This is a genomic window from Desulfovibrio inopinatus DSM 10711, from assembly GCF_000429305.1.
GTDB classification, from domain to species: domain Bacteria; phylum Desulfobacterota; class Desulfovibrionia; order Desulfovibrionales; family Desulfovibrionaceae; genus Alteridesulfovibrio; species Alteridesulfovibrio inopinatus.
Map to the genome: position 1 here is coordinate 119,258 of NZ_AUBP01000002.1, position 25,552 is coordinate 144,809.

Genomic DNA, 25,552 nt, shown 5'->3' on the forward strand with positions numbered 1-25,552 from the left:
GTTGTCAGTTGCTCAAAACTCCAATCCAAGCATGGAAATGTCGTCACGTCGGCTTTCGTCGCCCTGATAGTCTTCCAACATGGCGTAAAGCCGCTGACCATGTTGTGGAAAGGGAATATCGACGAGCGACAACAACGCGTGCTTAAAGCGTTTTTTTCCGAAACCTCGTCGTTTCTCTCCACCAATTTGGTCGAAAACACCATCACTAATCATATACAGGCGAAGTCCTGGTTCAAGGTGGATACGACGTTCTTCAAATTGCTGTTCTTGGGGGATGCCACGATAGCCAATACCTTTCTTATTGGGTTTAATTTCTTCGATATTTTTACCCTGAACGACAAAGAGAGGGAAGCGCGCTCCGGCATAGATCATCGTATTATTTCCAGGCTCCACATAACATAGCCCGAGTTCCATACCGTCATCGGATTCACCGTTTGCCGTATGTTGGTTGAGCCTGGATTGCACGATTTGGTGTGCACGCCCCAGTAATTTTCCAGGATATCCGGGTTCGACTTCGGTAAGGGCTCGTGACAAGGCGCCTGTCGTAATGAGTGTCATGAATGCGCCTGGAACGCCGTGACCGGTGCAGTCTCCCAAGGCGAAGAGGTGGCCTTGACCCCATTTTGCGCTCCAATAGATATCGCCGCCTACAATGTCACGAGGATACCAAATGATGAAGTGACGAGAAAAAACGTTGGTAAAGTCATCGTCAGGGGGCAATACGGCGCGTTGGATGCGACTTGCATAGCGAATACTACCGGAAATTATATCCAATGCGTCGTGCAGATTATCCTGGGCTTTTTTGCGTTCAGTGGCATCAAGGCCAATACAGAGAAGGCCTGTGGGGTCTCCCGTGTGTTCATCCAGGGTAATTTGATTCGTCCAGCTTACCCACACGCGCGAGCCGTCACGACACATGTTCTCGTTTTCATTTTTTTCGTATTGTTCGGGATGTTGGATGATGTTGCTGATCAATTGTTCTAAATCTCGGCCTCCGGCCTCCGAGGCAGGGACAATGGTACCGACAATCGGTCGTCCCACGATGTCTTCGGATCGCCACCCAAAGAATGTTTGCGCATATTCATTGAAAAAGGTGATATAGCCGTTCAGGTCAAGCTTGAGAATGATACTCTTCGCGGATTCAACGAGTTCTCGATACTTGCTTTCGCTTTGTTGGATACGTTCCTGGGCTTTGACGCGCTCGGTAACATCGCGAAAGTCTTCAATGATCCCAAGTCGCTCACCTTCCGATGAGGTGAAGGGAGTAACGCTGACATCGCAATAGATCGGGATTCCCTGGCTATTGGCCTTACGTGTCGTGAACTCAACACGGTGCTCTCCCGCTTGAATCCGGTGCAATGGGCACGCTGCTGTTTTGCAGGTCGGTCCACCGAACATTGTGAAGCATTTTTGCCCAATAATTCTTTCGCGATCGTAACCCGTTAATTCAACAAAAGCATTGTTGACCTTGAGAACAGTAAAGTCGTTGTCGATGACCCGCATACCGCCGCCAGCCGTATTGAAAATTTGTGTCATTTCAGCTTGAGCACTCCGAAGAGCCTCTTCGGCTTGTCGTCGTTCGGTCACTTCCTGTTCAAGCGCGTCATTTTTTTCTTTGAGTGCCTGCAAGAGTTCTTCACGAGACTGACGGGCGAGCATGTCGCGCAATTCTGCAAGATTGGCATCAGAAAGTTGGAGCTGTTCGCGGGGAAGACGCCGCAAGCAGAGCATGGCGTGAGGGCTGTCGAACTCAACGACATCAAAAAAACGGCGGATATGTCCAGGAAAAGATGAGAGAGATGAAAAACGGAAAGCAAGTGATGGCGCATCCGATGTGATGGAAAGGCGTATTGCGACGGATACGGGAGGGGATCCCGGTTCTGGACGCGTTATCTCCGAAAAGATTGAAGCCAGTCTGGAACCTTCGATCTCGTTAAAACCGAGCCTTTTGGCCAAGCGTAATATTTTACGTCGGCCTTCATTGAATGTCTCGATCGTTCGAATATCGAATGTTCCAAGCTGTATCATTTCAGATACCTCAAAACGAGACACGAGGCATCGTCGTTCTCTTTGGAGAACTGAGAAAGTATTTGTTGGGCAATATTTTGGGCATTTCCACGAAGGAGTTCTGGGCGTTCAAAAAGGTTGAGGTGAGAACGTACGCCATCGGACGTGAGAATGATGACGTCTCGAGGAGTTATCTGCACTCTTGTCAGGCGTGGTGTTGCCATGGAATATCCGACAATGCCGTCGCGAGATAGCAGCGTACGGTGATCACCCATAGTGAATATCTTGGCATTGATATTTCCAATGCCGGTGAAGGAAAACCAGCCTGAAGCAATTTCAAGTCGTCCCACAAAAAGAACACATCCACGAGATCTTTTGATGTGAGTGTGCAGTTCCTGCACGAGTACATCAAGGTTTTCCCGGTTGTGTGCACGGAGGTAATCCTGAACAACGGAAGCCAGTTCGGCGGCTTTGGGACCATGTCCAAGAACATCAATCAAGGCAATGAAGCATGTGTCTTCGTCGGCGATGATGACGCCGGCATCTCCCGATTCGTTTGGGTTTCCGCTCAAAGCCAGATTGGCACAATGAGAGTCAATATGAGGCATATGGTATGTCCAGCCATTTTCGGGCTCGGCATGTGGTACCGCACCCTGTTTGCGAACTTATGCTGAAGTCATCCATGATTCGTTTGACACTGGGGAGCCCAAGACCAAGGCTTTTACCGGTTGTGTAATGGTCTTGCATGGCCTGTTCAACATCGGCAATGCCTGGTCCGGAATCCACCGCGATGACTTCGATGCCTATCTTTTCGCCCTCTTGGATTCGTCGCAACGTAATATGCCCCGCGCCAGCATAACGAAAAATGTTCGTTGCCAGCTCGGAGACAACGGTCGCTATAAGAAATTCATCGGACTCGCCAAAACCTATTGTTCGTGCCATGTCTCGTGCGATGGTAATGGCGCGGGCATTATCGCATGTCTCGTTGATTTCAAGGCAGATTTCATACGGAAGTTCCGTCGTTGTCGTGGTCGATTTCATCGCTGTCATCTGGTTGCTCTTCTGTTACTTCATCGCCTTCATCGTTCTTGTCCTCATCGTCTTCCACTGTGGCACAACTCGACCGCATAGAGCGGTGCAAAGCAAGCCCATCTTCAAGCGTGGACGCGCAGAGAAGATCGTCGCAGGGAATGTCCATATCGATAAGTGCCGAGACAACACCGGGTTGAAATCCAACAAAGACGGTTATTGCTCCGAGGAGTTTGGTCATGCGAGCGCCTTCCGCCAACGTGGAAAAAATCACTCGATCAAAGAAGTGCATTCGGGAGACATCAATAATGACATGGCGGATATGTGCCGTGTGCACTGCGTGGAGAATGCCTCTTTTGAGCTGCGCGTAGTCCGTGTCGGTGGCGTTGGCCGGGGCAGGAACAATAAGGGTTTCCTCCACAATGTGCATGCCTTCGTTTTCATCAAGCCGCGTTCCACGGGACTGTGTCATGTATTCTCCATCTGCGGGAAGACAGGGCATGCCTTTGGTTGATTTGAACGGAGATTCCTCGTTTATTTGCCTTTGCGCACGTCAAAATTCAGCATGGTGAATGCGTCGCTAAGGGCATCTTTCAGGCTTGAGTTGGTGGCAATATCGCCAAGGTCGATGCCGAGTTGGACAATGGCTTCAGCAACGGCTGGAGAAATCCCTGAGATGATACAGCGACAGCCCATCAACTTGGTTGCTTTCGTGATTTTGATCAGATGGTTGGCAACGGCAGTGTCAACGGCAGCCACCCCCTGAATGTCCAAGATGATGATTTTGGCAGAGGTTTCCTTAATCTTGGAAAGCATGGCGTTCATCATTTGCTTGGCGCGCATGGAATCGACCACACCGACAACAGGAAGAACAACAATGCCTTCCCATAAGCTAATGGCTGGAGTGGAAATTTCTTGAATGGTGCGACTTTGTTCTTTGAGTTTTTTTTCCGCGCGGACACGTTCGGTGATGTCAATGATGTATTCCAGGCCACCGACTAAATGACCGTCAGCATCTTTGAGAGGCGTTGCCGAGTATTCGATGGGGATGCGACGTCCATTCACATTCAATTCGTTTCTGGCCATGAATGACTTGCCTTCATCCATTGCGCGACGCATGCAACATTCTGGTGTATTGCAATGCTCTGAGTTAAAGAGTTCATAACAATACCGCCCCTTGGTATCTTCCAAAGACATACCGAGCATGTTGAGACCAACCGTATTGATGAAAATAATTTCGAAACCATTATTAATGGCCATGATGGGAGTTGGAATTTGCTCCAGTACGCGTTTTGCTAAATCTGTTTCAAAATTGTTAATCACTTCATTGTCAGCTTTAGACATAAGGTATCTCCTCTATTGTCTCAGTGCTGTTGTGATGAATTTTTTATCACAGAATAATATTGATCTCATTACTCATGCGACAAATGTACGTGCTGCGTCAAGGTGAATTTACCATATTTGTTGTCGTAGTTGTGTTTGTCAAAAATGACATAACCTGAACTATTTTTTAAAAAAGAATGATTCTGGGAAGTAGCATTATGATGCCTGTCTGTGTTAATTATTATTAAAAAAATAGTGATGTTGATGATATGGCATTGATATGTTATGTGATTTTGTATTACATCTTGTGGTGAATGAAGATGTGGAACATAGCGTATGGTATGAATTGAAAACATATAGAATTTATGATGAAAGCACTGCGAAGAGACGATATGTGTCAACGGGACAGTGGGAACGGTGGTCGGTGTTGTAAAAGGAGGTGTATGATGTTGAGAACAGCGAAAGGCAGTCGAAGAGCGCATAACGGTATTCTCATCTCAATGAGAGGGAACTCACTCTAATGAACGTATTAGTCTCATAGCCATTGTACTGAAAATGATCGTGTATGATGCAGAGATATATCGCTTCTGTTGTGGAGAAGCAAGAACGAGAGAGGAGGAGGGAGACGCCTTGTTGAGGGCTGGATAAAATTAATGTGTGAATGAAGTTTTCTGGAAAGCGGTCGCCTTTGACTTTATATTTGAAAAACGGCTGAGAAGGGTTTCCTTCTCAGCCGTTCGATCTGTGTTTGTGTGTTGAGCGTTCCTTACGATCTGTGCAAATCTCCGTGTGAATGCAGCGAGCGGGACATGTTTCGGAGAAAACCTCGTTTGTGTTTGGCTTCGTTGTTGATGAGCGTGTAGGTACCGAGCTTGACGAGATCTTGCACGAGCATCCAGATAAAGTTGTAGAGCCAGACATACCCGATAAGATCCCAAGGAATCGCTGGAACAAGTCCAAAGCCATACCCGCAGAGAATGACTGCAAAAATCTGAGTAAGAACGATAGCCCAGAATAACTGCCAACTTGGGTAGGGTGGCAGAAAGAAGGCGCGTTTGGTCCGCGTGAGAAAGAGCATGAGGTGGCCGCCGGCAACAAGCTGGAGGAAGAGCATAGTCTGGATATGCTTGATTTGCAGTCCCCACATGGGCATGGCGTACTTTTCGGCGAGGTAAAGCAGGCCGAACGTTTCGACAACCGCTAGCCCTCCGAGGACGCTGGAGATACTCAGCACGCGGTGCATGTCCCATTTGACGGGTTTCTTTTCCAGAAACGCATTATCATACGCAATCGTCATGATGGGGATATCGTCGAGCAAGGCAAGCAAAATGATCATGACGGCCGTCAATGGGTAGATATCGTACACGAGCATGGCCAACACCACGAAAAACATAATGTCGATGGTCATGGCGATACGATAAATGGTGTAGCTCATCATGCGTTCGAAAATGCGGCGTGCCTCTTCGACGGCTTTGATGATGACGGACAGACCCGGAGCGGTCAGAACCAATGCCGCCGCGGCGCGGGCCGCATCCGTTGCACCGGAAACAGCAACCCCGGCATCGGCCTGTTTCAGGGCTGGTGCATCATTGACTCCGTCACCGGTCATTGCCACGAGGTGCCCGCGTTTTTGCAAGGCTTTGACGATGCCATACTTGTGTTCCGGAAAGACTTGACCAAATCCTTCGGCTTTTTCGATGCGGGCCGCCACGGATTCAGGGATATTGTCGATGTCCTGAACGTCTTTGAACACATCCGAAGCAGACTGAATATTCGTGCCCATACCGAGCTGGCGAGATATTTCGCGACCGATGGCCGTATCGTCGCCGGTGACCATTTTGACCTGAATACCATGTTCCATGGCTTGGCGGATGGTTTCGGCCGAGTCGTCGCGCGGTGGATCATAGAGTGGCAGAATGCCGAGATAGGTCCATGTTGTGCCATCCTCGCTTCGGGCAACGGCGATGGTCCGATAGCCTTTGGCGGCAAGCTCATCGACGGTCTGAACGGCTTTGGTCGAGTCGGCTTCACTCATATTGGATAGGGCCAGAATGACTTGCGGAGCGCCTTTGGCAATGGTGAAGGATTTCCCCGATGCATCCGTAATATTGGCCGATGTGCGTTTGCTCACGGGGTCAAACGGCGTAAATTTGGTCTGAGTGTAACCGGAAAGGGTGCTTTGATCCTTCACTCCGCCGAGAATGGCCAAATCGATGGCATCCTGGTTTTCCGCTTTGGAAGCCAGGGCCCCGGCCAGGATGAGTTCGTCGGCATTCTGCGCTCCAAACAAGATGGGGTCACCCAAAGTGAGCTGGTTCTTCGTCAGCGTGCCGGTTTTGTCGGAACAGAGGATATCGATGCCGGCCATTTCTTCGATGGACTGAAGTTTCGCCACAATGGCTTTCATCTTGGACAGCGAGAGCGCGCCAAGCGCCATGGTAACGGACAGCACGGCCGGCATAGCTACAGGAATGGAGGCAACAACGAGGATCAGGACGAACTGAACAAGATCGAGAATGTTCTTTCCGCGCCAGATTTCCGTACCAATGAGAATAATGGCCAGGCCAATGGCGACGAAGATGAGGAAGTCGCCCACCTTCATAACGGCCTTTTGGAAATGCGAGGTTGCGCCGGCCGATTCCACAAGTTTGGCCGTGCGTCCAAAAAATGTATTCCCACCGGTTCCTGTGACAACGGCGACCATTTCGCCTTGTTTAGCCACTGATCCGGAATAGGCCACATCGCCGGGCTGTTTGTTGACGGGCAGAGATTCACCGGTCAGCGCAGCTTGGTCGATGCTGATATAGTCGCCATCGAGCAGTTTGACGTCGGCCGGTATAACGTCGCCAAGACGCAACCGGACAATATCGCCGGGCACGAGGTCTTCGGCCGGTGTTTCCTGCCATTTTCCATCGCGCAACGCACGAGCCTGCAACGCAAGTTGGCTTTTGAGCGCATCCAATGCGTTTGCCGCTTTGAATTCTTCCCAAAACCCGATCAAGGCATTGAAAATGAGGAGCGCCATAATGATGGAGAAGTCGACCCAGTCGCGAACGACCACCGATAAGATGGCCGCAGCTTCAATCATCCAGGGAATCGGACCCCAGAAATAACCGAGAAATTGGAGAAGCGGATTGACCTTGGTGGTTTCCAAAGCATTTTTGCCGACCTGTTCCAGTCGACTGGCGGCTTCGTCCGAGGACAACCCTTGGGAGAGTGACGTCTTGAAGTACTGAAGAACTTCGTCTCCCGATTGTTTCTGCGCGGTATCGCTGTCAATTTGCCAGTCCATGTCACCTCCGTCGCGTTTATCAGGGAAATTCCAAAAAAAACACGGTTCGCCGTATCCTATTGCATAGATAAGAAGAAATGGAAATGGCGAACTGGTGAATATATGAGGTCTCGCCGGCGCAAAATGTGAAGAAAGGCGAATCCCATCCTTCGAATATTTTTTTTCAAAATTTTTTTAAAAAACCTTTGACAACTCCAGTACGTCAACGTAAAAAGTCCTCCTTCGCGTCGGGATGTAGCGCAGCCTGGGAGCGCACCTGAATGGGGTTCAGGGGGTCGGAGGTTCAAATCCTCTCATCCCGACCAGAAAAGAAAAGAATTCAGGCCGGTTAGTTGAAAAGCTAACCGGCCTTTTTTCGTTGCATTGACGAGTACCACCCTTTTTACCACCCACCCAGGATGGCAGGGGGAAGACTACGTCAAAGAAGGAATTGAATCTCATAAGGTTGTGGTTCTTCATCATTGACTGGCGTAAAGACATGTTATACCTGATGTGGAAGTGAAAAAAACAACTTCCACTAGGTGCATTATGTTTTTACCAGGAGATCTTGTGTGTTAATTAATCAGCCGACAGAATTATATGAGCGTAGATTTTTCGCTGTGAGAGGAGTTCAGGCTGGACGAGAATATTATCTTGTGAATTGCCCCTTTTACCTTTTACCCGAAATTTTTAACGATTTAGATAACACAGGGATTCCGCCTTCTCAAAGAGCTCAACGAGTAATTAATAAAACTCGTGTTAAAGCGATTGAGAAGTATTTGCTTTCAAATCTAAATGGTTATGTCTTTTCAGCTGCTACTGTATCGATCGATGGTGATATTAATTTTGAAAGTACTGACGGAACTTCAAATGTTGGATTGTTAATTGTAAAGGATAGAGCTCAATATATTATAAATGATGGGCAACATAGGATTTCTGCAATAATAGACTCTTTAAAAGAACATCGGGGCCATGAATATGAACTTTTACCGATAATTTTTTTTAACGATCCTGGTCTTGAAATGAGCCAGCAAATATTTACCGATTTAAATCGATATACGCTTAAACCAGCACAATCGTTAAATATACTATATGATACAAGAGATGATTTTGCTAAAATAGCACGAACTGTAGCTAGCGATGTTTCTTTTTTTCATGATGTTATTGAATTTGAAAAAACTACAATTTCAAATCGTTCAATAAAGTTATTTACTTTGAATGGAATTTATAATGCGACAAAAATTTTACTTGGAAAACGTAATGACTCTACTAAAAAAAATAGTAGTTACGCGTGTGACTTTTGGGAAAAATTGGGGAACGAACTTAATGAATGGCAGGAACACTTTAGAGGAAAATTAGCTTCAAGTATATTGAGACAAAATTACCTAAGTGGGCATAATATTTTTCTCAATTCTGCTGCTACAATAGCAAGTGCAGCTGGTGAAGCTGGAATTGGAACAGAAGAAATTATATCAATTGTAGCAAATGAAGATTGGCGACGGGATAATCCACTATGGGAAGGTCGTGCATTGCAAAATGGAAAAATTACAAAATCAAACATGAGTCTTATGCTTACCACTAATATACTCAAATTGAGATCAAATATTTCACTTAATGAAAGAGAGTCCAATGCTGAACAATTATATCAGCAAAAGCAAAGGCTGTTAAAATAGATGAATTCAATTTATGCTGGCCGTCACCTTGATGATATCTATAAAGAAATACAGGAACAATATCTCGCAGATAGTTGGCCATGGATTTTGGGCTATAGTGGTGGAAAAGATTCCACTGCTCTTGTTCAGTTAGTGTGGCATGCTTTGGCTTCTCTCGAAAAGAATAGACTCTTTAAACCAATATATATTTTATCATCAGATACACTTGTTGAAATTCCGAAAGTTATTAATCATATTGAGCTAAATTTAAAACGGATGCTTGAAGCTGCAAGATTACAGCAGATTCCAATAAGGCCGATTAAGGTTTTTCCCGATGTGAAGAATACCTTTTGGGTTAATCTTCTTGGAAAAGGTTATCCTGCACCGACGAATAATTTTAGATGGTGTACTGATCGATTAAAGATTGAGCCAACTTCAAATTTTATTCGCTCTCAGGCTTTTGAAGCTTCTGGAGCAATCTTGTTGCTTGGTTCACGTAAAAGCGAAAGTTCAGTTCGAAAAAAGCGAATAGAGTCGCATAAAGTTTTAGGGAAGAAGTATAATCCTCATCCTGACATACCGGCAGCTCATGTCTACACGCTGATAGAGGATTGGGAAACGGAAGAAGTTTGGGATTACCTATTGGAATACAGTTCTCCATGGGGAGCAGATAACAGAGAACTTGTATACATGTATAAAAATGCAAGTGATGGGGAATGTCCTTTAATCTTAGATATTAAATCTCCGAGCTGCGGAAAAAGCCGTTTTGGTTGTTGGTGTTGTACTGTCGTTAAAAATGAAAAGGCATTATCTTCACTTATCAAGCATGGTGAAAATTGGTTAGCACCTCTTCAAGAGCTAAGGGAAATTTTGCTTTTAACCCAAGAACCAGACAAAAAGAAACTCTATAGGGAGCATATAAAGCGAAACGGACAAATCCTTTTCATTCGGGGAAAGCTGGAAGAAGAAGGTGTCAAAGAGCTAGCTCGTGGCCCATATACTATGGAATTTAGAAAAAAATTTTTACGTTCTCTTTTGCAAACAGAAAGGAATTTAAATAACTGTAATCCATATCATGATTCAGATTATATCAATCTAATTCAGCAAGATGAGCTTCATGAAATCCAACGTCTTTGGAAGGAAGAGAAGAACGATTGGGAGAGCAGTGTTTATGCCATATATGAGGAGGTGTACGGCAAGAAAATAGATAATGGTATTGATGAAATTGGATTTCTTACATTTGAAGACAAAGAAGCTGTAATGAGTATTTGCAATGAAGAAGGGTTCCCTGCTGATCTTGCAATGGAATTACTCACAGCGGCCCAGTACCATCAAGGTCTACGATCCAAAGTGCAATTGAAGAACAAGGTGGCTAAGATATTTAGTAAAGAGTGGCGTTCTGAAGTTGAAATATACAGAGACATCAAATGATTATAGATTGTATCAAAATTAAAAATATTGCGTCTTTCAAAGGTGAGCATCAGCTTCACCTTCATCATAAGCCGGGAAATACAATTACTGTTATTTTAGGAGAAAATGGTGCCGGGAAAACGAGTATACTTCAAGCAATAAAAATAGGATTATATGGCCCTTTTTTATTTAATAATAATAAAAAAAATTACCATACATACCTAAATAGTTTTATTCGAAGTAGTGAAATTTCAGCCTCGGTTGAGTTAGATTTTCATCTTCGTACTTTAGCAGGGATTGAAAAATATACACTTAGTCGAGAATGGCAGCATTCTCACAATAAGATTCGAGAATCATTATCCATTTTAAAAGAAGGAATCCCATTTCAGGATGTCACTTCACAATTTTATCAAGAATTTGTTTTTAGTATAATTCCACTTGGGATGATGGGACTCTTTTTTTTCGACGGTGAAAAAATTAATCATTTAGGAGAATCTTTAAGTTCTGGTGAAATTAGTAATGCAGTGAAAAAGCTCATAGGGTTAAGTGCTGTGAATGATCTTGAGGCTGCGGTACAAAAATACAACACCGAATCGGTAGAAGGAAAAACAGAATATAAAGAATTGCTTTTAAAGTTAGAAAATATCAATGCGGAATTGCCTATACTGCATAAAAGAGGAGAAACCCTTCATCAACAATATGCCGAAATCAATGAGTCCATTAAAAAGTGTAAAAAGCAATTGGGAAGTAAGGAAGCAGCTTTTTTTGAGGCTGGCGGCAATCTCGCTTTATCCCATGAAATGTTAAGAGAAAGAAAAAAAAATTTAGAGCAGAAAGTTGAGAATATTCAAACAAAAATAAGAGAACTTTCTCAAAACTACCTTCCTCTTTGTGTTCTTTCAGGAGAGTTAAAAGAATTATCCGATCAATTGATTGTGGAACGAGAAACTTCTGTTAAATTAGTCATTAACAGCTATGTTGAAAAAAAAAGAAAAGAACTTGAATGCGTTTTAATTAAGGAAAAAGTGCCTGTAGATGCTATACAAGCAGCTCTTGATACTCTGGTTGTCTCATACTGTTCAACACAGCAACCAGTTCATGGCCTTTCTTCAAAACAAACCGATGATATTTTAGCTACGATACGAATGGTAAATGATGTCGTTCGACCTCAGGCTTCAGAGCTCTTTTCTGAAATGAATACAGTCTGTCATGAACTCTTAGCAATAGAATCTGCTTTAGAGAAAATTCCTGATGATTCTGAACTTGCTAAAGTACTTTCAGAAATAAAAAGCCTGAACGTTCAGATTATGAAACACGAAAAACATCAGGAAGAGCTGCTTGGGCAAAAAAAACGCATTGAAAACGATGTTACTATCGTTATGAATAAAAAGAAATCGATTTTGAAGCAAATTGAAAAGAGAGATACAGAAAGTAAATCGGAATATCTAGCAAATAGATTCCCTCATATCCTGGGCCGCATCAAAATAGATTTGTTTCAACGCAGATTGGAAACCCTTCAGCGTCTCATTTTACATAACATAAAAATTTTGTTCCGAAAAAAACAACTTATTACTGATGTTCAAATCACAAGCAATTTTTCAGTTCTTCTTTTGGGGCAGAATGGAGAATACATTGACTTGCGATCTCTTTCTGCAGGAGAGCAACAAATGTTTGCTACAGCTATCCAGTGGGCTTTAGCTGCACTCGCAAGCAGTAATATTCCCACAATTATTGATACTCCTTTGGCAAGATTGGATAGTTTTCATCGAAGAAGTCTTGTCGAGAATTACTATCCTTCGATTAACCAATTGATATTGCTCTCTACAGATGAAGAGATAAACAATGATTTACTGCAACAACTCAGCCCAGCCGTTTCAGATGTCTACTCACTTAAGTACAATAAATTAGAGCAATCTACAGACGTACTAAAAGTGAACATCAAAGGAACACGAGAAGCGGCATAAAGAAAACCAATGAAATTTACACGAATAAGACTTCCTAAACAAACAACCAACAGGCTCATTAGCCTGAAAGGAAAAACGAGCCTTAATCCCAATGTTCTCATTCGGTATGCAATTCTTTTATCTCTCAAAGATAAGTCTGACCCGATTTACGAAGAACAAATCTGTGATGGAATGGAGTTTCACAGATCTGTCTTGTTGGGGGAACTCGATCAAATTATAACTGCACTAATCATTCAGCGCTGTGCGAAAAGTCTTCAATACGTCGATACTTTTACATGTTTTAAGGCCCACCTCTATCGAGGTGTGGATATTTTATTTGCCCAATGTGCAAAGTTTAGTGATATTGAAACTCTCTTATCAGTTTAGTTTGTCTTGATTTCCTAAAAGGTCCTGGCCCCAAGCCGAGAGTTATGCTGGCCAAATTTTTGCATTAGATTAGCAAGAATAGAATCTTTAAGCAGGTATCGTGTTTTAAAATTTTCTCTGTCGAATTCACGATGGATGTTTTTTAAATCAAAACAAAAAACGAAATAGGCTCCTTCTTCTATCAGTACCGGTGGTATTTTGTGGAATCTATCTTTTTCAATTGCTCGAAAATATCTGAATGCTTTAGAGTAAGAGCTATATGGATGAATTTCTCCCCCCAGGAATAAGCTTGCGTCTGTATTTCCTTGAGCAATATCACAAGCAGGGGTAATGTTAATATATACTTTACAATTCTCTTTATTAGCTGAGCCGTTTTTTAAAGAAGAACTTTCTGTTAGGTTTTTATTTAAATACAGAAGTCCTGGTAAATTGTTTAGATCAGATACAACAGTATCAAAGAAAGATCGAAAGTTTAATTGTGCTATTATGTCGCACAAAGAAGTTTCAGTAGCGTTTGTAACGCATGATTTGACTATTTTTTCCAATTCTTTTTCGATTTCATCTGGAAGCTTCTTGTTACACTTTTTAAGTGATCTAGAAAAATTTTTATAGTTAGTTTTGACATGATTCTCTATATGTGACAATTTTTGCTCAATATTATTATCCAAATCATCAAATATTCCCGTTATTTTCTTTTGGCAAAAATGGCTTCTTAAGTAGTCATACAATAAACTTGACATATAACTAAAAGAGTATCGTGATAGAATATCACAAAAACCACCTTCTTGTCTTTTAGAAAAACCAAAATAAGAATATGTTGTGTGTTTGAGGATATTAAAAAATTCAGTTTCTAAAGGTGTGTTACTTTCTTTTGCAAGCATTTCTGCGTAGTGCTGCATGTCTTTATACGTTAATGCCGCAGAGTTTAAAACTTCCTCATTCCAGTGGGCAAAGAACTTTGCCATTTTGTCTGATTGTAATTGCTCATTAATTGTTTGGATCAGATTAGAGTAATCGCTATTTTCCCAAAACGTAGCTTTTTTAATGTCAACAATAAACAAAGGCTTCGTGTTCTCTCCTAGTGCTTCGCTATAAAACATTTTTTTCATATATTCTAGAGTTGAATAAGCTTGTCCGTCTGGGTCCTCATGCGGGGACGTTGATTCTTTTGACCAGACGACTATGCCATAAGGCACTGTTTTGGGGCTCAGTTTTTTTTTAAGCAGATTCAAAGCATAGCTGACTTGATTTTTTACATTTTCCGCAGCAAATTCAAATCCAAAATCAATATCTAAAAAAATAAGATTATAGTTACATGTGGTTCCATCTGTCAGTGATGCTATTCTTGTATATGATAGTACTTCGTTGTTAAGTTGTTCATGAAATTTATCTAAAATGTTAACAAGTGTATCCTTCATATCCTCTTCTAATTCATCTAAAAATTTAAGATTTAAACTCTCTTTTAAAGAATCGTTGTCTGGATTGGGATTATAGTAGCTTGTAGAAACTCCATTAGAATTCAGCATTTGTATTAGACTTTTTACTTCCCCCCATTTATCATCAATAATAAGAGCTGATCTAACCCAGTTTGAAATATTAATACTGTTCATTTTAATTAGCCTTCTTGAAATTAAGTGCGATAATTGCTCCTGATGCAAGTGTGTCATCAAGAAATTCAGATACATCATCAAAATCAGGAAAAGAAAGAGATCCTTGCATACCTTCCATTAGTTCATGTGCGATATAGAGCCCGAGACCTGATCCTATAGAATACGGCTTTGTCGATACAAAGGGCTTCATAAGATACTTTGGATTAGCAGGGAATCCAGGGCCATTGTCGGCTATCAAAATTGTTACATAACCGTCTGAATATTGATCAGTAATGTAGACCCTGATAAGCTTATTTTTTTTCCTTGTATTATTTATCCAATAAATAGAATTGTCGAATATGTTTAATAATACATTTGTTGCATGATTCATTGATGCGATGCATTTGGAGTTGGTATCGCTGTCCATAGTTAGTGTAATAGAATGATGAAGAACTCGGAGTTCAACAAATAGTAGGGCCTGTTCATATACAGACTCAATATTGTGTTTTTTTTTGTCTGTTTTTTTTATCAAGAAAGAAAATCTTTTTATCGTCGAATTCAAACGGCGAACAAGCATCTTTACCTTGTCCGAAGCAGGGGCACAACTAATCTGGTTGTTGAGTTCTTTAATCAATTTTTCAATTTCATGAACGACTGATGTGCTCAATAGACCCAATCCTGCACTGAGATAAAGTGTATCGACAATTTCTTTATATTCTTTCTCTATAGTATATATATGTTTCGTGAGGACTGCTTTGTGTTTTTTGTTTTCAATGTATTTTTCAATATAGTCTTGTGTCTCTTTAAGCAAAGCGATTACAGGTTCTGCCGTTTTTGAATAGTAAGAGGATAGTATGTCTTTGTCGATGTTTCTATAATTTAAAAAAGTGTGCTTTATAGCCCATTTCAAAGCATCAGTAAAAAGAAAATATTCATAATTTTCAATAAATCCTTCGCGATTCGTTTTTTCAATTAATTTACCACTGTTTTTTCTATCTAGAAATACATATCCAACGACATGTTCATTTCTTAACTGCTTTCCTATATTGCTCGTGCTGCTTAGTCCAAGCCAATCATTGCCTTTTTCTCCATAATCATAAACGCGCATTCCATTTCGATAGACACGAATACCAGCACTTTCCCTTAAATAGTCATCAACATCTCGACCAAGACCTGTCTCCCTTTTAATGGTAGCTGTTTTTTCAAAAGCATAAAGTTTGATATAGATATCCCCAATTTCTTTTTGAGGAAGCTCAATAACTTCAGATTTTTTAAATAGGCCCTCAGGAGTATTGCCTTCTTGTGGCTCATTCTCGCTAAATTGTTCTGCCTCTCGTTGTAGTAGGCGTTCATTGGCCTGAAGATCGATAATGGTTATAGATTTCTCGTCAAATTTTTCCTCAAGTTTACCAAGGGGGTGGAAGTAATACTGGAAGTCAAGGATTTGGTTGCCACTTAGGAACATATCACATTCGTAACAGGCTGATTCTTTTATTTCATTAAATGTTTTAAGGTTTTTAAAAACAGTACTATTTCCTTCGGACTTTATTTTCACTCGAAATTGGTCACTAGTATTACTTTTATTTGCAAATTGAATAAGCTTCTGAACTTTAGTATTCTCTTTGAGGTTGCAGTCGCTTTGTGAAAATTCTACGTTAAGTGCAGTAAGAGCTCGATAAATATTTCTTAACTTTGTTTTGGACCATTCTCCTTTTATATTTTCGATTCTATAGGTGAGGCCTTTGGGCCTTGAAAATGGAGCTTTATTCTCTTCTATGTTGACATTAAAGTCATCAAATGACTGAGAATGTTTCAATTTTGTCCAGTCAATATTGAAAGAGAGAGGGGCCGTGTGTTCTGTCTTTGTTTTAATGAATATTTTTTCACCTAATTTATGTACTCCAAATCGGCCTATTCCTTTTTCTCCAAGTGGTATTCGCTTCCCTAAGGTGGAGGCTACAACCTCATGCTTTTTATGATCAGTTCCAACGGTCAACCAATAGTTAACAATGTCTTCTCTCGTCATTCCATCGCCATCATCCCAAATTACTATTTTGAACGGTTTATAATTCGACTGATCCGATTCATCGAAGAAAAATTTAACAGTACAATTTTCAGCGTTTGCATCATAAGAGTTCTTCACAAGTTCCGTCAGAGCGATGATCTCATTCCGTATGAGACCATCACCAAAGTGAGCTAAAATTCTTGGCTTTATGGTGAAAGGACTTGTTGACATTGCTTACTCTAGGTCAAAGATGAACGTGTTTGGTGTATTTAATGTCCATATCACGAGTATTTTTAAAAGAGAATGATTAAATACTTAGGAGGGGCGGGTGTGTTGAAAGAAGTAGCTCTCAAAATCTGGACCAGCAGTTAAGGTAATGGCACTCGGTTGGAGAAGTGGCCTCTATTTGTTAGACAGTTCAGCGGCCTTGGCAAGGTGCATTCGTTCATGGATGTGCCGCTAAATCCTATTCCGGTACAGGCCAAATCAGCTACGGCCAGTAACGTCTTCTTTAGACAGCCTTCTTCAGACAAGAGTCATGTGTATCTCTTCCGGCGTACGGCCGTCCAGACTCGAATGCGGCCGATCACTGTTGTAGCTTTTGAACCAATCTCCAAGTACGGTGCGGGTCTGGCTGCCACTTTCCAGCTCGTGCAGATACACGCTCTCATACTTCACCGTCCGCCAAAGTCGTTCGATAAAAACATTATCCATCCATCGCCCCTTGCCGTCCATGGAGATGCTCACACCAGCGTCCTTGAGTGTTTGCGTGAAATCCAGGCTCGTAAACTGGCAGCCCTGGTCGGTGTTAAAGGTTTCGGGCGGCCAAACCTCGTCAAGGCATCCTCCAACGCGGCGATACAGAAGTCCGAGTCCAGCGTGTTGGAAAGCCGCCAGCTCAGCACGCGGCGGCAGAACCAGTCCATCACGGCCACAAGGTAGAGAAAGCCGTGTCGCATCGGGATATAGGTGATGTCCGTGCACCAGACTTGGTTCGGTCTGTCGATCAGCAGGTCTCTCAGTAAGTAAGGATAAATTCGATGAGCCTGGTTTGGAGTTGTGATTCGCGGTTTGGGATAAATCGCAACAAGGCCCATGAGACGCATTAGACGGCACACCTGCTTGCGACCAACACAGTAACCTTGGCGACGCAGCCAGCGCGCTATTTGGCGAGAGCCATAACTCGTCTTTTCAAAAATTGCTCGTCAATCAGACGCATGAGCCTGAGGTTGAAGGGCGACTCGCCTTTGCTTTCGTAATAATGTGTCGCTCGGGCGATAGGGAGCAGCTGGCATTGACGAGTGATGGAAAGCCGGTTGTCGGACTTGACCATATTTTTCCTCCGGGTGTGGCTCAGCGACCGAAGGCCTTGGCTAAAATATCGCGTTCCACGGTAAGTTGGCCCATCTTGGCGTGGAGATCCCGGATTTCGTCCTCGCGCTGTCTCGCCTTGCGGGCATGACCAGTGGCAAAAACTTCAACCGCTTCCTTGCGGATTTTGGCCGTCCACTGGGCAATCAGGTTGGCATGTACGCCGTGCTTGGCCGAGAGCTGGGACACATGGTGAGTTCACCGGTCAACGCTTCGAGACCGACTTTGGCTTTGAACTCCGCGGAGTATTTCTTTCTCTTCGTCATAATTGTGGTCCCCTTTGATAGAGGAATACACCTTAGCACACTGTCTGAATTTGGGGGACCACTTCTCACAGTTGTATTCTTTTATATGTGTGATCACAAAAGCTATCACCCGTACCGATTTGATGAGCCCTTTCGAAAATCCATTTATCTGAGTTGTCATGAGCAATGGCCCAATCTCCCTCGCAAATATATGCACTCAGATTTGGAAAACCGAAGCTATTCAAGGCTTCACAGAAGGGGCAGTTTGAAATAAAAAGTTTAAATACATTGCTGTTCTCTTCAGAAACTTCAATGTCGTAAAAAAGTCTCCATAATTTGAAGTTCCTTTTCATTTTTTGGGGAAATGCATCAAATTCATTCGGGACACAAATTGTCGGTACCCAATATTTCAAAGTTTGTTTTGCAATTACTGTTACTATTGGTCCTATTTTTTCAATGGCTTTTTGTTGACTCATGAAAATGGAGAGAGTTTTTATCGCTATGACAAACGGGAGAACAACTATGATGCCAATCAGTTTTCGAAATATATTTTTCATCGAAATCCCCCTAAGCGTGTTTCTCAATTACCGCAACCAGATGAGACATGAAGCGAGAGTGACCATTCCCAAGAAAGTAATCTCCAATTTCTCGTAACGAGTAACGATCCATCTGATTTTTTTGAGTTTGCAAAAAAAGCACACTACGAGATGTTGTTCTTTGTAAATGTAATTCAACCAGCATCACGGCATTGCGCTTAAATCCCGCATCATATTTTCTACGAGAGTTACTCATCCACATCTCTTGTTTGCTCGTCAGGATAGTGGCTTAACTTCGTGTTCACAATTCTGTAGCAGGATCGCGTTCAGCCCTCTACCAAATAGGAGAAACATTTTGGGTTCGTAGACTGGATGTGGTTGTAAACAAAAACGTAATGATATACCCTTGGTAACATTGTTTTAAGTGGGTGGATTGTTCAGGTTAGATAAGGCTATACGTCAAAGAGATTTGAAAAAGGGAACTCCATTTTGTTTGTTTTAAAGAATTATGGCGATATGCCTAAGTTACCCTTATTATTCAGTGTTTTCGGAAAAATAGCAGTCTGGGGATTTATTGCATTTGTTATCTTCTTGATTTCTTATATTACATATAAAAATTTGTATTTACCTCTTGATTATGATGAGGCGTATAATCTTCAGGTTGTCGATTCTTTCGCCCGTGGTGACGGCTACGCAAGTTATGGGGTCCTTCATGAAAATAGTCCCCAAGAATTTGATTCCAATGTTACGACTGGGCCGGTAATATTGGTACCACTTGCAGCTGTCTGGGCTCTTACTGATGGAAGTATTTTGGCGGTTAGAACTTTTATGGCCAGCTTTTTATGGATTTACGCAGCTGGTCTTTTTTTGCTTCTTCGTCGATTACAGGGAGGAATGCTCCTCTGGTCGCTTTCGATTGCTGCACTGTTATGTATTCATAGCCTCCCTGTAGGGAAAGTCGAGGGTGAACTCCCAGCGGCAGCTGCGCTCATTTTAGCAGCTGCATTACTATCGAGAAAAAAAATATTATTGGCAGCGCTCGCTGTTGGGATTGCGATTCAAATCAAAATTATCTTTGGATTAGCTGGTGTTATTCTATTGTCAACGGTTTTTGTTTATTATGTTTTTTTACAATATAATCTCAGTATTAAACATATTGTATTTGCGCTCGCTCTAATATTAACTCCAACTCTTGCATTTGAATTTTTTCGGTATTGTTCGCTTCATGATATAAGGTCGTATTTATTCTCGATTGATGAATTTCGGTCCTTTTTAAGGATGCAAAATGTGAACAATACTGGAACATGGCTAGACCCTCAAGTCCTTGGGGTTAAAATTTCAGGGCTATATCAGTGTATTCCTTCTTATACATGGGGTGCCGCTGGATTAGCTACGATTGCCATACTTGTTTCCTCTAGCATTCAAATTACTAGAGTTTCGACGGTTCACGTCGATACATTGAGGCAAGATGTAAACAAAAGCGATCCTTTTGTCCTTATTTTATCTGCTGTTTTGCTTATGGCTGGAGGCGCTATGCTATTAGGCTGGCTTACTCAATCTAAACAAGCAGCAGCACGTCAAGCATTTCCGTTTTTATTTTTATTCATGCCTGCTCTTTTTATACTCGGAGCCTCATTTTTCATTAAACTCCGCGAAGACGGTAACAAAAAACAATCTTTTGTTGGTACAATTTTTCTGCTTTCCATATTCATTTTATCTGTTGGTTCACTCGTTTCTGTATTGCAAGAGTCAATAAGCAGTGATTTTAAATTGAGAATAGATGAACAGCTTAAAGTTGTTTCTTCTCTAAAGAAAGCAGCACCGAAATCTCTTTTTGCTGATGGCTGGTGGCAGAATCCGGAATACCAATTGCTAACAGGAATTCCTACAATTCCATTCAAGACCGGCGATTCACAAGTGCTTGTCGTTCAAGACTACCAAGTCCGCTTGCTTCATTCGGATTGGGATTCCTATAAACGCATGTGTTCTAACATCATATATTCTTCCCCATGGAACTTAGTGTGTTGGCTTCCTGACCGGAATTATAACGATGTCGACTTTAAAGTTCTTGATTGGGGACCACAAAATACAGAAGTGGGGAGTGTCCCCAACGAACAAGTTGATGGTGGGGCTGGCATTTGGATCAAAATACAGAAGCTTGATCCTCTTGAAATAGGAAATGTCAAAGTGTACTTTGGGGATACACCTTCTCGATCAACATATCAATCAGCAGATGGCGAACTCATTACTGCTTCCATTCCCCCTCGCCTGTTTGATACTGTTGGTTCATACGAAATTACCGTGCAGCAAATGGCAACAAAACGCCATTACCATGTTGGCGTATTTACCGTAAAATAGGTTTTCATGTGCTATCCTCTCTCATCTTTTTAGGTTTATTAATATCGAAATGAAGTTCTTTAATTCGTCATTGACTGCCCAAAAAGGGCAGACAGTATTTAACCGTTGGTTACTGCAAACGGTGGCTAAGGCTATTAGATATGGGGTTATCGGAGCAAGCTGTGCACTCATTGATTTAGGGCTCTTTGCATTTTTCGTGTCGGTGACTTCATTTTCGCCTGTAATAATTAATGTTTTCACTTACTTCATTGGTACTCTTCTTTCTTTTTACACCAATGCTCGTTTCACATTTTGCTGTAATGACAAGATGTTCCGTCGTGCCAGCCTGTTTTTCTTCGCTGCTGTCGTTGGACTGAGCCTATCTTCTTTTTTATTACATGCAGCACCATGGCTAGGAATAGGCGTTATAACAATGAAAATTATATCCATGATATTTGTGTTCGGGGTGCAATTTTCTTTCAATAACTTTGTAACTTTTGGTTAGCATATGGAAAAACTTTATATTATTATCCCTGCTTACAATGAAGCAAGCAATATCGAAGAATTAGTTTCTGAGTGGATCAACGTAGTATCCAATGTATCTCCAGAAAGTCGATTGTTGATCGTCAACGATGGTTCTCGGGATAATACTTTAGAGATTCTTCATAGATTAAAACAAGAATATATCCAGCTTGAGATAGAAGATAAGCCAAATGGTGGGCATGGGTCCACTATCTATTATGGATATCAACGAGCGATTGAAGCAGGTGCCGACTATGTTTTCCAAACGGATTCCGATCGGCAAACTTTACCTGAAGAGTTCAGTCAGTTTTGGAAAGTTCGAAAAAACTTTGACGCATGTATTGGCGTTCGCTCTCATCGTCAGGATGGGAGCTCTCGTGTTATTGTAACATCTGTTTTGCGCTTGGCTTTGTTTCTTGTCTTTGGATTAAATATCAAAGATGCAAATACCCCTTTTCGACTAATGCGGCATGACGTTCTGCGTGATGCTCTTGCATTGGTACCTCCCAATCATAATCTCACCAATGTTATGCTCTCCATCGTTTTATCCGCTCAAAAACGCAATATCGCATGGTTACCCATAACATTTCGTCCAAGACAGGGTGGTGTGAATAGCATCAATTTGCGTCGCATTTCTCGAATTGGACTGAAAGCTGTCCAAGACTTCTGGGCGTTCCGAAAAACACTTCGGCAAAATGGATTATAATGCCGTGTCTCGTTAGTCGTGCTCTTATCGCTTCCGCAATACAAAAGTGAAGGAACTCCATAGTAGACTTGAAATGAACAAACGAGAGTCGGGAGAGTCCTTTCTTTCAGAGACAACCGGGTAAGAGCGACAGCCCCTAAACAATGTACCGCCTTCATTGAGATGAAGCTTTTTAGGTCTGTGACAGGAAGTCATTATAAACTGCAATAGAATGTTATGCCATTCCTCCAGGCGGGTGAATCGTTTAAGTTAAATATCATATGTCGCCCAGGTTCATAATAATGAAAAACAGGAAAGACAGTTAACATGGAACAGGGACTTGAGTATATCATTGTTGGTGCCGGTTTTTATGGGGCCGTACTCGCCGAGCAAATTGCTGAAAATCTTGGGAAGCATGTTCTTGTTATTGATAAAAGAAATCATATCGGTGGAAATTCATACACTGAAAATGACTTAGAGACAGGGATAGAAAAACATGTCTATGGATCACATATTTTTCATACGGATAAAGAGGCTGTATGGAATTACATAACTCAATTTACATCGTTCAACAATTATAGGCATAAAGTCTTATCGACATATAAAGATAGTATCTATCACATTCCTATAAACCTTCTTACTATCAATGCTTTTTTCAAAACACGTATGAATCCGAAAGAAGCAAAAGAATTTATTCAACAACGAGCTCAAGAGGCTTTAATAAAAGATCCAAATAATTTTGAGGAAAAAGCTATAAGCCTCATGGGGCGCGAGTTATACGAGGCTTTTATCAAAGGCTACACACTGAAGCAGTGGCAAACCGATCCACGGAATCTTCCTGCCTCTATCATCAACCGTATACCAGCGAAATTCAATTATGATATGGGTTACTTTACCGATCCATGGCAAGGAATTCCAGTCGATGGATATACAAAAGTTTTCCAACGAATTCTTGATCATCCTCGCATTGAGGTCCAATTAGGAGTTGATTTTGAAGATATTCAAAATCAACTCCCCGCAACAGCATTTGTTATTTACAGTGGACCAATCGATGCTTTTTTCCATTATAAACATGGGAAATTAAAATACCGTTCTTTGAGATTTGAAGATAAAGTCGTTGATGTTGAAGACTTTCAGGGAACGGCTGTTATGAATTATGCCGAGGCACAGGTTCCGTACACGCGGATTCATGAATATCGACATTACCATCCTGAGTTAAATTATGTAAAAGATAAAACATGTATTACATATGAGTATTCACTGGACACTGGCACTGAGAATGAACCGTATTACCCTGTGAACACTCCACAGGACAAAAAAATACTGTCTAAATACCAAGCTGAAGCGGCTACGCTAAAGAACGTTCTTTTGGGGGGACGTCTGGGCTCATATCAATATCTTGATATGGATGATGCAATTGAATTAGCATTAAATGATTTCAATACTGTCATATTATCCCGAGTGAAAAATATGTAATCCAATGAAAAGCCCACGGTTTTGTCGGTAGACCAATGAAGTTTGACTTTTGCGGGATGTGGTTATTGCCTTAGAGCGTTTTTCAGTGAAACGGAAGAATGCCTCCGGCGGATTAAGAAACTTTTTGGAAAAAGTTTCTTAATAATCTTCAAAAACTTTAAATGGTTACAGTATGACTTGAAATGAACGGTATATCTGTCGGAATTTCAAGTTGTTCAACATAAACGATAAACACTCTAGCTCCGCATGAGAGGAGGTCTCGCTATGCCCTATGCCAGACTCATCTTTCCCTCTTTCGGGGTGAAACTTTATGATGAAGGTGGAGGGTCGCTTCGTCTGTATTTTATAGTATTTATTGAAATAATAGAGATTGTTGGGGATTGATAGTTTTGTTGAGCATTTTGGAATAACTATTGAGTTCTTTTGTGTTTGTTTCATCTGAACCGGAAGCGCTGGATGCTGCGTTTTTGATTTGAACTCTTGACCTCTATCAAAAGAGTTATACCCAGAAGTGGTGTTTGAAGAGGTAAGAGGGGTGACGTACCCTGTCGGGTGAGAATCCACGATGGAAACCGACAAACTGGAAGTACGTCCCCCATGAGCAAGGATAGTCTTTCGATCTTCGAGGAGCAAGCTGCAAAGCGGGATATGTTGACAGACTTGGCTCGGCAAGGAGCAAGGCAGATTTTGGCGCAAGCTCTTGAAATCGAAGTTCAAGAACTATTGGAACGTGTTGCCCAGCCTCTCGCTGACGGTAAAAAGGGCGTTGTCCGAAACGGTTATCTTCCTGAACGTGATATTCTTACTGGAGCGGGTCCGGTCCCCGTGAAGGTGCCGAAGGTTCGCGACAGAACTGCCAACGGGATCAAATTCACCTCCAAACTTGTTCCGCCGTATCTGAAGCGTACGGAGAGCGTCGAAGATTTTTTACCTTTGCTGTACCTGCACGGCATTTCCACCGGCGATTTCAAAGAGGTTTTGACGGCATTGTTCGGAGATAAAGCGCAAGGGTTGTCTTCAAGCAGTATCGGCCGATTGAAGCAACAATGGCAGGATGAACATCAGGAATGGAACAAGCGTTCCTTGAAGGGGCACCATTACATCTCCATTTGGGCTGACGGCGTGTACTTCAATATTCGGGCTGCTGATGACCGCCAATGCATCCTTGTGGTCATTGGCGCTACGACGAATGGTCGCAAAGAGCTTCTTGCCGTGGAAGACAGTTTGATTGGGCGGTACGTGCCTCGTCAACGTTAAGACTGTTGGTGTAATAGCGGCAGCTTTGCTTTCTCGAATCGATTCAATGGGGCAGCAACTTCGCAACTCACTCCATTCCTTTCTTTCCTTATGCCAATCAGTATCAGCAGATTGCCAGCATCGCCATGTCGCTATACAATTATGCTCTTTTTTATAGCAGGGTTAGAGTGCACAAAGAGGAAAAAACTACACACCAGATTAGTCTTGACGAATGTTCTTATAGGAAAAATATGGTGGACGTGATATTTTATTTAAAAAACATCATTGACCAGATTCAAGAAGCGTGGCATTGAATATACGAATATTTTCTTTTATGGTTGTAATGGTATGGATTAATCTGTTATTCGTTTTGTGCATGGTAGCCATGAAGTAGTAGTATGCCTTTCTAAGTAGCAATCAAAACTATTTGCTCCCACTGTTCTGTCTCAACGGAATTCACTGTCCATCTTTTGATTCTCCCGGTTCTTTGCGATTTAACAAATACGCTATTTCGTTATGTTAAACGAA

Annotated in this window: 18 protein-coding genes, 1 tRNA gene and 2 pseudogenes; 10 read left to right on the forward strand and 11 right to left on the reverse strand. The window is 42.1% G+C overall.

What is annotated here, in order from left to right; all coding sequences use genetic code 11:
* Positions 1-12: 12 nt before the first annotated feature.
* From G451_RS32175 to G451_RS0102925, 6 genes are all read right to left on the reverse strand, one after another.
* Complete coding sequence (locus G451_RS32175) at positions 13-2,028, reverse strand: PAS domain S-box protein (protein ID WP_051261065.1); 2,016 nt, start codon at positions 2,026-2,028, stop codon at positions 13-15.
* The gene (locus G451_RS0102905; RefSeq protein ID WP_027183094.1) at positions 2,025-2,615 is read right to left on the reverse strand and encodes a SpoIIE family protein phosphatase; all 591 of its coding nucleotides are present in this window, start codon (positions 2,613-2,615) and stop codon (positions 2,025-2,027) included. Before G451_RS0102905 ends, G451_RS32175 begins: the two co-directional genes overlap by 4 nt.
* Positions 2,602-3,057, reverse strand: a complete 456-nt coding sequence (locus G451_RS0102910) for an anti-sigma regulatory factor (protein ID WP_211236323.1) — start codon at positions 3,055-3,057, stop codon at positions 2,602-2,604. The genes G451_RS0102905 and G451_RS0102910 overlap by 14 nt, the downstream gene beginning before the upstream one ends.
* Positions 3,011-3,508: an STAS domain-containing protein gene (locus tag G451_RS27190; protein WP_034640510.1), complete on the reverse strand. Its 498-nt coding sequence runs from the start codon at positions 3,506-3,508 to the stop codon at positions 3,011-3,013. The genes G451_RS0102910 and G451_RS27190 overlap by 47 nt, the downstream gene beginning before the upstream one ends.
* Before the next feature lie 62 nt (positions 3,509-3,570).
* On the reverse strand, positions 3,571-4,380 hold the full coding sequence (locus G451_RS0102920) for a PAS domain-containing protein (protein ID WP_027183096.1): 810 nt from the start codon (positions 4,378-4,380) through the stop codon (positions 3,571-3,573).
* A gap of 745 nt (positions 4,381-5,125) precedes the next feature.
* Entirely contained in the window at positions 5,126-7,651 is a 2,526-nt protein-coding gene (locus G451_RS0102925; protein ID WP_027183097.1) for a plasma-membrane proton-efflux P-type ATPase, read from the reverse strand.
* Positions 7,652-7,879: 228 nt separating this feature from the next.
* On the opposite strand from G451_RS0102925, the gene G451_RS0102930 reads away from it, so the two are divergent.
* From G451_RS0102930 to G451_RS35265, 5 genes are all read left to right on the forward strand, one after another.
* Positions 7,880-7,956, forward strand: a tRNA-Pro gene (locus tag G451_RS0102930).
* Positions 7,957-8,202: 246 nt separating this feature from the next.
* A complete protein-coding gene (gene dndB, locus G451_RS0102935; RefSeq protein WP_051261066.1) occupies positions 8,203-9,303 on the forward strand; it encodes a DNA sulfur modification protein DndB in 1,101 nt (366 codons plus the stop codon).
* Entirely contained in the window at positions 9,304-10,713 is a 1,410-nt protein-coding gene (dndC, locus tag G451_RS27195) for a DNA phosphorothioation system sulfurtransferase DndC (RefSeq protein WP_051261067.1), read from the forward strand.
* Entirely contained in the window at positions 10,710-12,656 is a 1,947-nt protein-coding gene (dndD, locus tag G451_RS0102945; RefSeq protein WP_027183099.1) for a DNA sulfur modification protein DndD, read from the forward strand. Before dndC ends, dndD begins: the two co-directional genes overlap by 4 nt.
* Positions 12,657-12,665: 9 nt before the next feature.
* Positions 12,666-13,022: a DndE family protein gene (locus tag G451_RS35265; RefSeq protein ID WP_051261068.1), complete on the forward strand. Its 357-nt coding sequence runs from the start codon at positions 12,666-12,668 to the stop codon at positions 13,020-13,022.
* Between the two features lie 14 nt (positions 13,023-13,036).
* On the opposite strand, the gene G451_RS0102955 is transcribed toward G451_RS35265, so the two are convergent.
* The 5 genes and pseudogenes from G451_RS0102955 to G451_RS0102985 form a co-directional block, all read right to left on the reverse strand.
* Complete coding sequence (locus G451_RS0102955; RefSeq protein WP_027183100.1) at positions 13,037-14,632, reverse strand: hypothetical protein; 1,596 nt, start codon at positions 14,630-14,632, stop codon at positions 13,037-13,039.
* 1 nt (position 14,633) lies between these two features.
* On the reverse strand, positions 14,634-16,847 hold the full coding sequence (locus tag G451_RS0102960) for a sensor histidine kinase (protein ID WP_027183101.1): 2,214 nt from the start codon (positions 16,845-16,847) through the stop codon (positions 14,634-14,636).
* Positions 16,848-17,141: 294 nt separating this feature from the next.
* Positions 17,142-18,253 (reverse strand): annotated as a pseudogene (locus tag G451_RS33535) (IS3 family transposase).
* A gap of 65 nt (positions 18,254-18,318) precedes the next feature.
* Entirely contained in the window at positions 18,319-18,789 is a 471-nt protein-coding gene (locus tag G451_RS0102980; RefSeq protein ID WP_027183102.1) for an L-2-amino-thiazoline-4-carboxylic acid hydrolase, read from the reverse strand.
* Positions 18,790-18,799: 10 nt separating this feature from the next.
* Positions 18,800-19,024 (reverse strand): hypothetical protein, encoded by a 225-nt coding sequence (locus G451_RS0102985; protein WP_027183103.1) that lies wholly within the window; start codon positions 19,022-19,024, stop codon positions 18,800-18,802.
* Between the two features lie 260 nt (positions 19,025-19,284).
* Here G451_RS0102985 and G451_RS0102990 point away from each other — a divergent pair, with 260 nt between their 5' ends.
* From G451_RS0102990 to G451_RS27215, 5 genes and pseudogenes are all read left to right on the forward strand, one after another.
* The gene (locus G451_RS0102990; RefSeq protein WP_156921483.1) at positions 19,285-21,126 is read left to right on the forward strand and encodes a hypothetical protein; all 1,842 of its coding nucleotides are present in this window, start codon (positions 19,285-19,287) and stop codon (positions 21,124-21,126) included.
* Positions 21,127-21,175: 49 nt separating this feature from the next.
* Entirely contained in the window at positions 21,176-21,610 is a 435-nt protein-coding gene (locus G451_RS0102995; protein ID WP_027183105.1) for a GtrA family protein, read from the forward strand.
* A gap of 3 nt (positions 21,611-21,613) precedes the next feature.
* Positions 21,614-22,333, forward strand: a complete 720-nt coding sequence (locus G451_RS0103000; protein ID WP_027183106.1) for a glycosyltransferase family 2 protein — start codon at positions 21,614-21,616, stop codon at positions 22,331-22,333.
* A gap of 306 nt (positions 22,334-22,639) precedes the next feature.
* Positions 22,640-23,788, forward strand: coding sequence for a UDP-galactopyranose mutase (gene glf / locus G451_RS0103005; protein WP_027183107.1), 1,149 nt, complete (start codon positions 22,640-22,642; stop codon positions 23,786-23,788).
* Positions 23,789-24,385: 597 nt separating this feature from the next.
* Positions 24,386-25,009, forward strand: a pseudogene (locus tag G451_RS27215) (IS256 family transposase); the annotation flags it as partial.
* Between the last annotated feature and the right edge of the window lie 543 nt (positions 25,010-25,552).

What these genes read in the sequence shown, in the direction of transcription:
- G451_RS0102955 (WP_027183100.1), bottom strand. Translation starts at nt 14,632, where the DNA reads ATGAACAGTATTAATATTTCAAACTGGGTTAGATCAGCTCTTATTATT.
- dndC (WP_051261067.1), top strand. Translation starts at nt 9,304, where the DNA reads ATGAATTCAATTTATGCTGGCCGTCACCTTGATGATATCTATAAAGAA.
- dndD (WP_027183099.1), top strand. Translation starts at nt 10,710, where the DNA reads ATGATTATAGATTGTATCAAAATTAAAAATATTGCGTCTTTCAAAGGT.
- G451_RS27190 (WP_034640510.1), bottom strand. Translation starts at nt 3,508, where the DNA reads ATGACACAGTCCCGTGGAACGCGGCTTGATGAAAACGAAGGCATGCAC.
- glf (WP_027183107.1), top strand. Translation starts at nt 22,640, where the DNA reads ATGGAACAGGGACTTGAGTATATCATTGTTGGTGCCGGTTTTTATGGG.
- G451_RS0102920 (WP_027183096.1), bottom strand. Translation starts at nt 4,380, where the DNA reads ATGTCTAAAGCTGACAATGAAGTGATTAACAATTTTGAAACAGATTTA.
- G451_RS0102905 (WP_027183094.1), bottom strand. Translation starts at nt 2,615, where the DNA reads ATGCCTCATATTGACTCTCATTGTGCCAATCTGGCTTTGAGCGGAAAC.
- G451_RS35265 (WP_051261068.1), top strand. Translation starts at nt 12,666, where the DNA reads ATGAAATTTACACGAATAAGACTTCCTAAACAAACAACCAACAGGCTC.
- G451_RS0102960 (WP_027183101.1), bottom strand. Translation starts at nt 16,847, where the DNA reads ATGTCAACAAGTCCTTTCACCATAAAGCCAAGAATTTTAGCTCACTTT.
- G451_RS0103000 (WP_027183106.1), top strand. Translation starts at nt 21,614, where the DNA reads ATGGAAAAACTTTATATTATTATCCCTGCTTACAATGAAGCAAGCAAT.
- G451_RS0102980 (WP_027183102.1), bottom strand. Translation starts at nt 18,789, where the DNA reads ATGAAAAATATATTTCGAAAACTGATTGGCATCATAGTTGTTCTCCCG.
- G451_RS0102990 (WP_156921483.1), top strand. Translation starts at nt 19,285, where the DNA reads ATGCCTAAGTTACCCTTATTATTCAGTGTTTTCGGAAAAATAGCAGTC.
- G451_RS0102910 (WP_211236323.1), bottom strand. Translation starts at nt 3,057, where the DNA reads ATGACAGCGATGAAATCGACCACGACAACGACGGAACTTCCGTATGAA.
- G451_RS0102925 (WP_027183097.1), bottom strand. Translation starts at nt 7,651, where the DNA reads ATGGACTGGCAAATTGACAGCGATACCGCGCAGAAACAATCGGGAGAC.
- G451_RS0102985 (WP_027183103.1), bottom strand. Translation starts at nt 19,024, where the DNA reads ATGAGTAACTCTCGTAGAAAATATGATGCGGGATTTAAGCGCAATGCC.
- G451_RS0102995 (WP_027183105.1), top strand. Translation starts at nt 21,176, where the DNA reads ATGAAGTTCTTTAATTCGTCATTGACTGCCCAAAAAGGGCAGACAGTA.
- G451_RS32175 (WP_051261065.1), bottom strand. Translation starts at nt 2,028, where the DNA reads ATGATACAGCTTGGAACATTCGATATTCGAACGATCGAGACATTCAAT.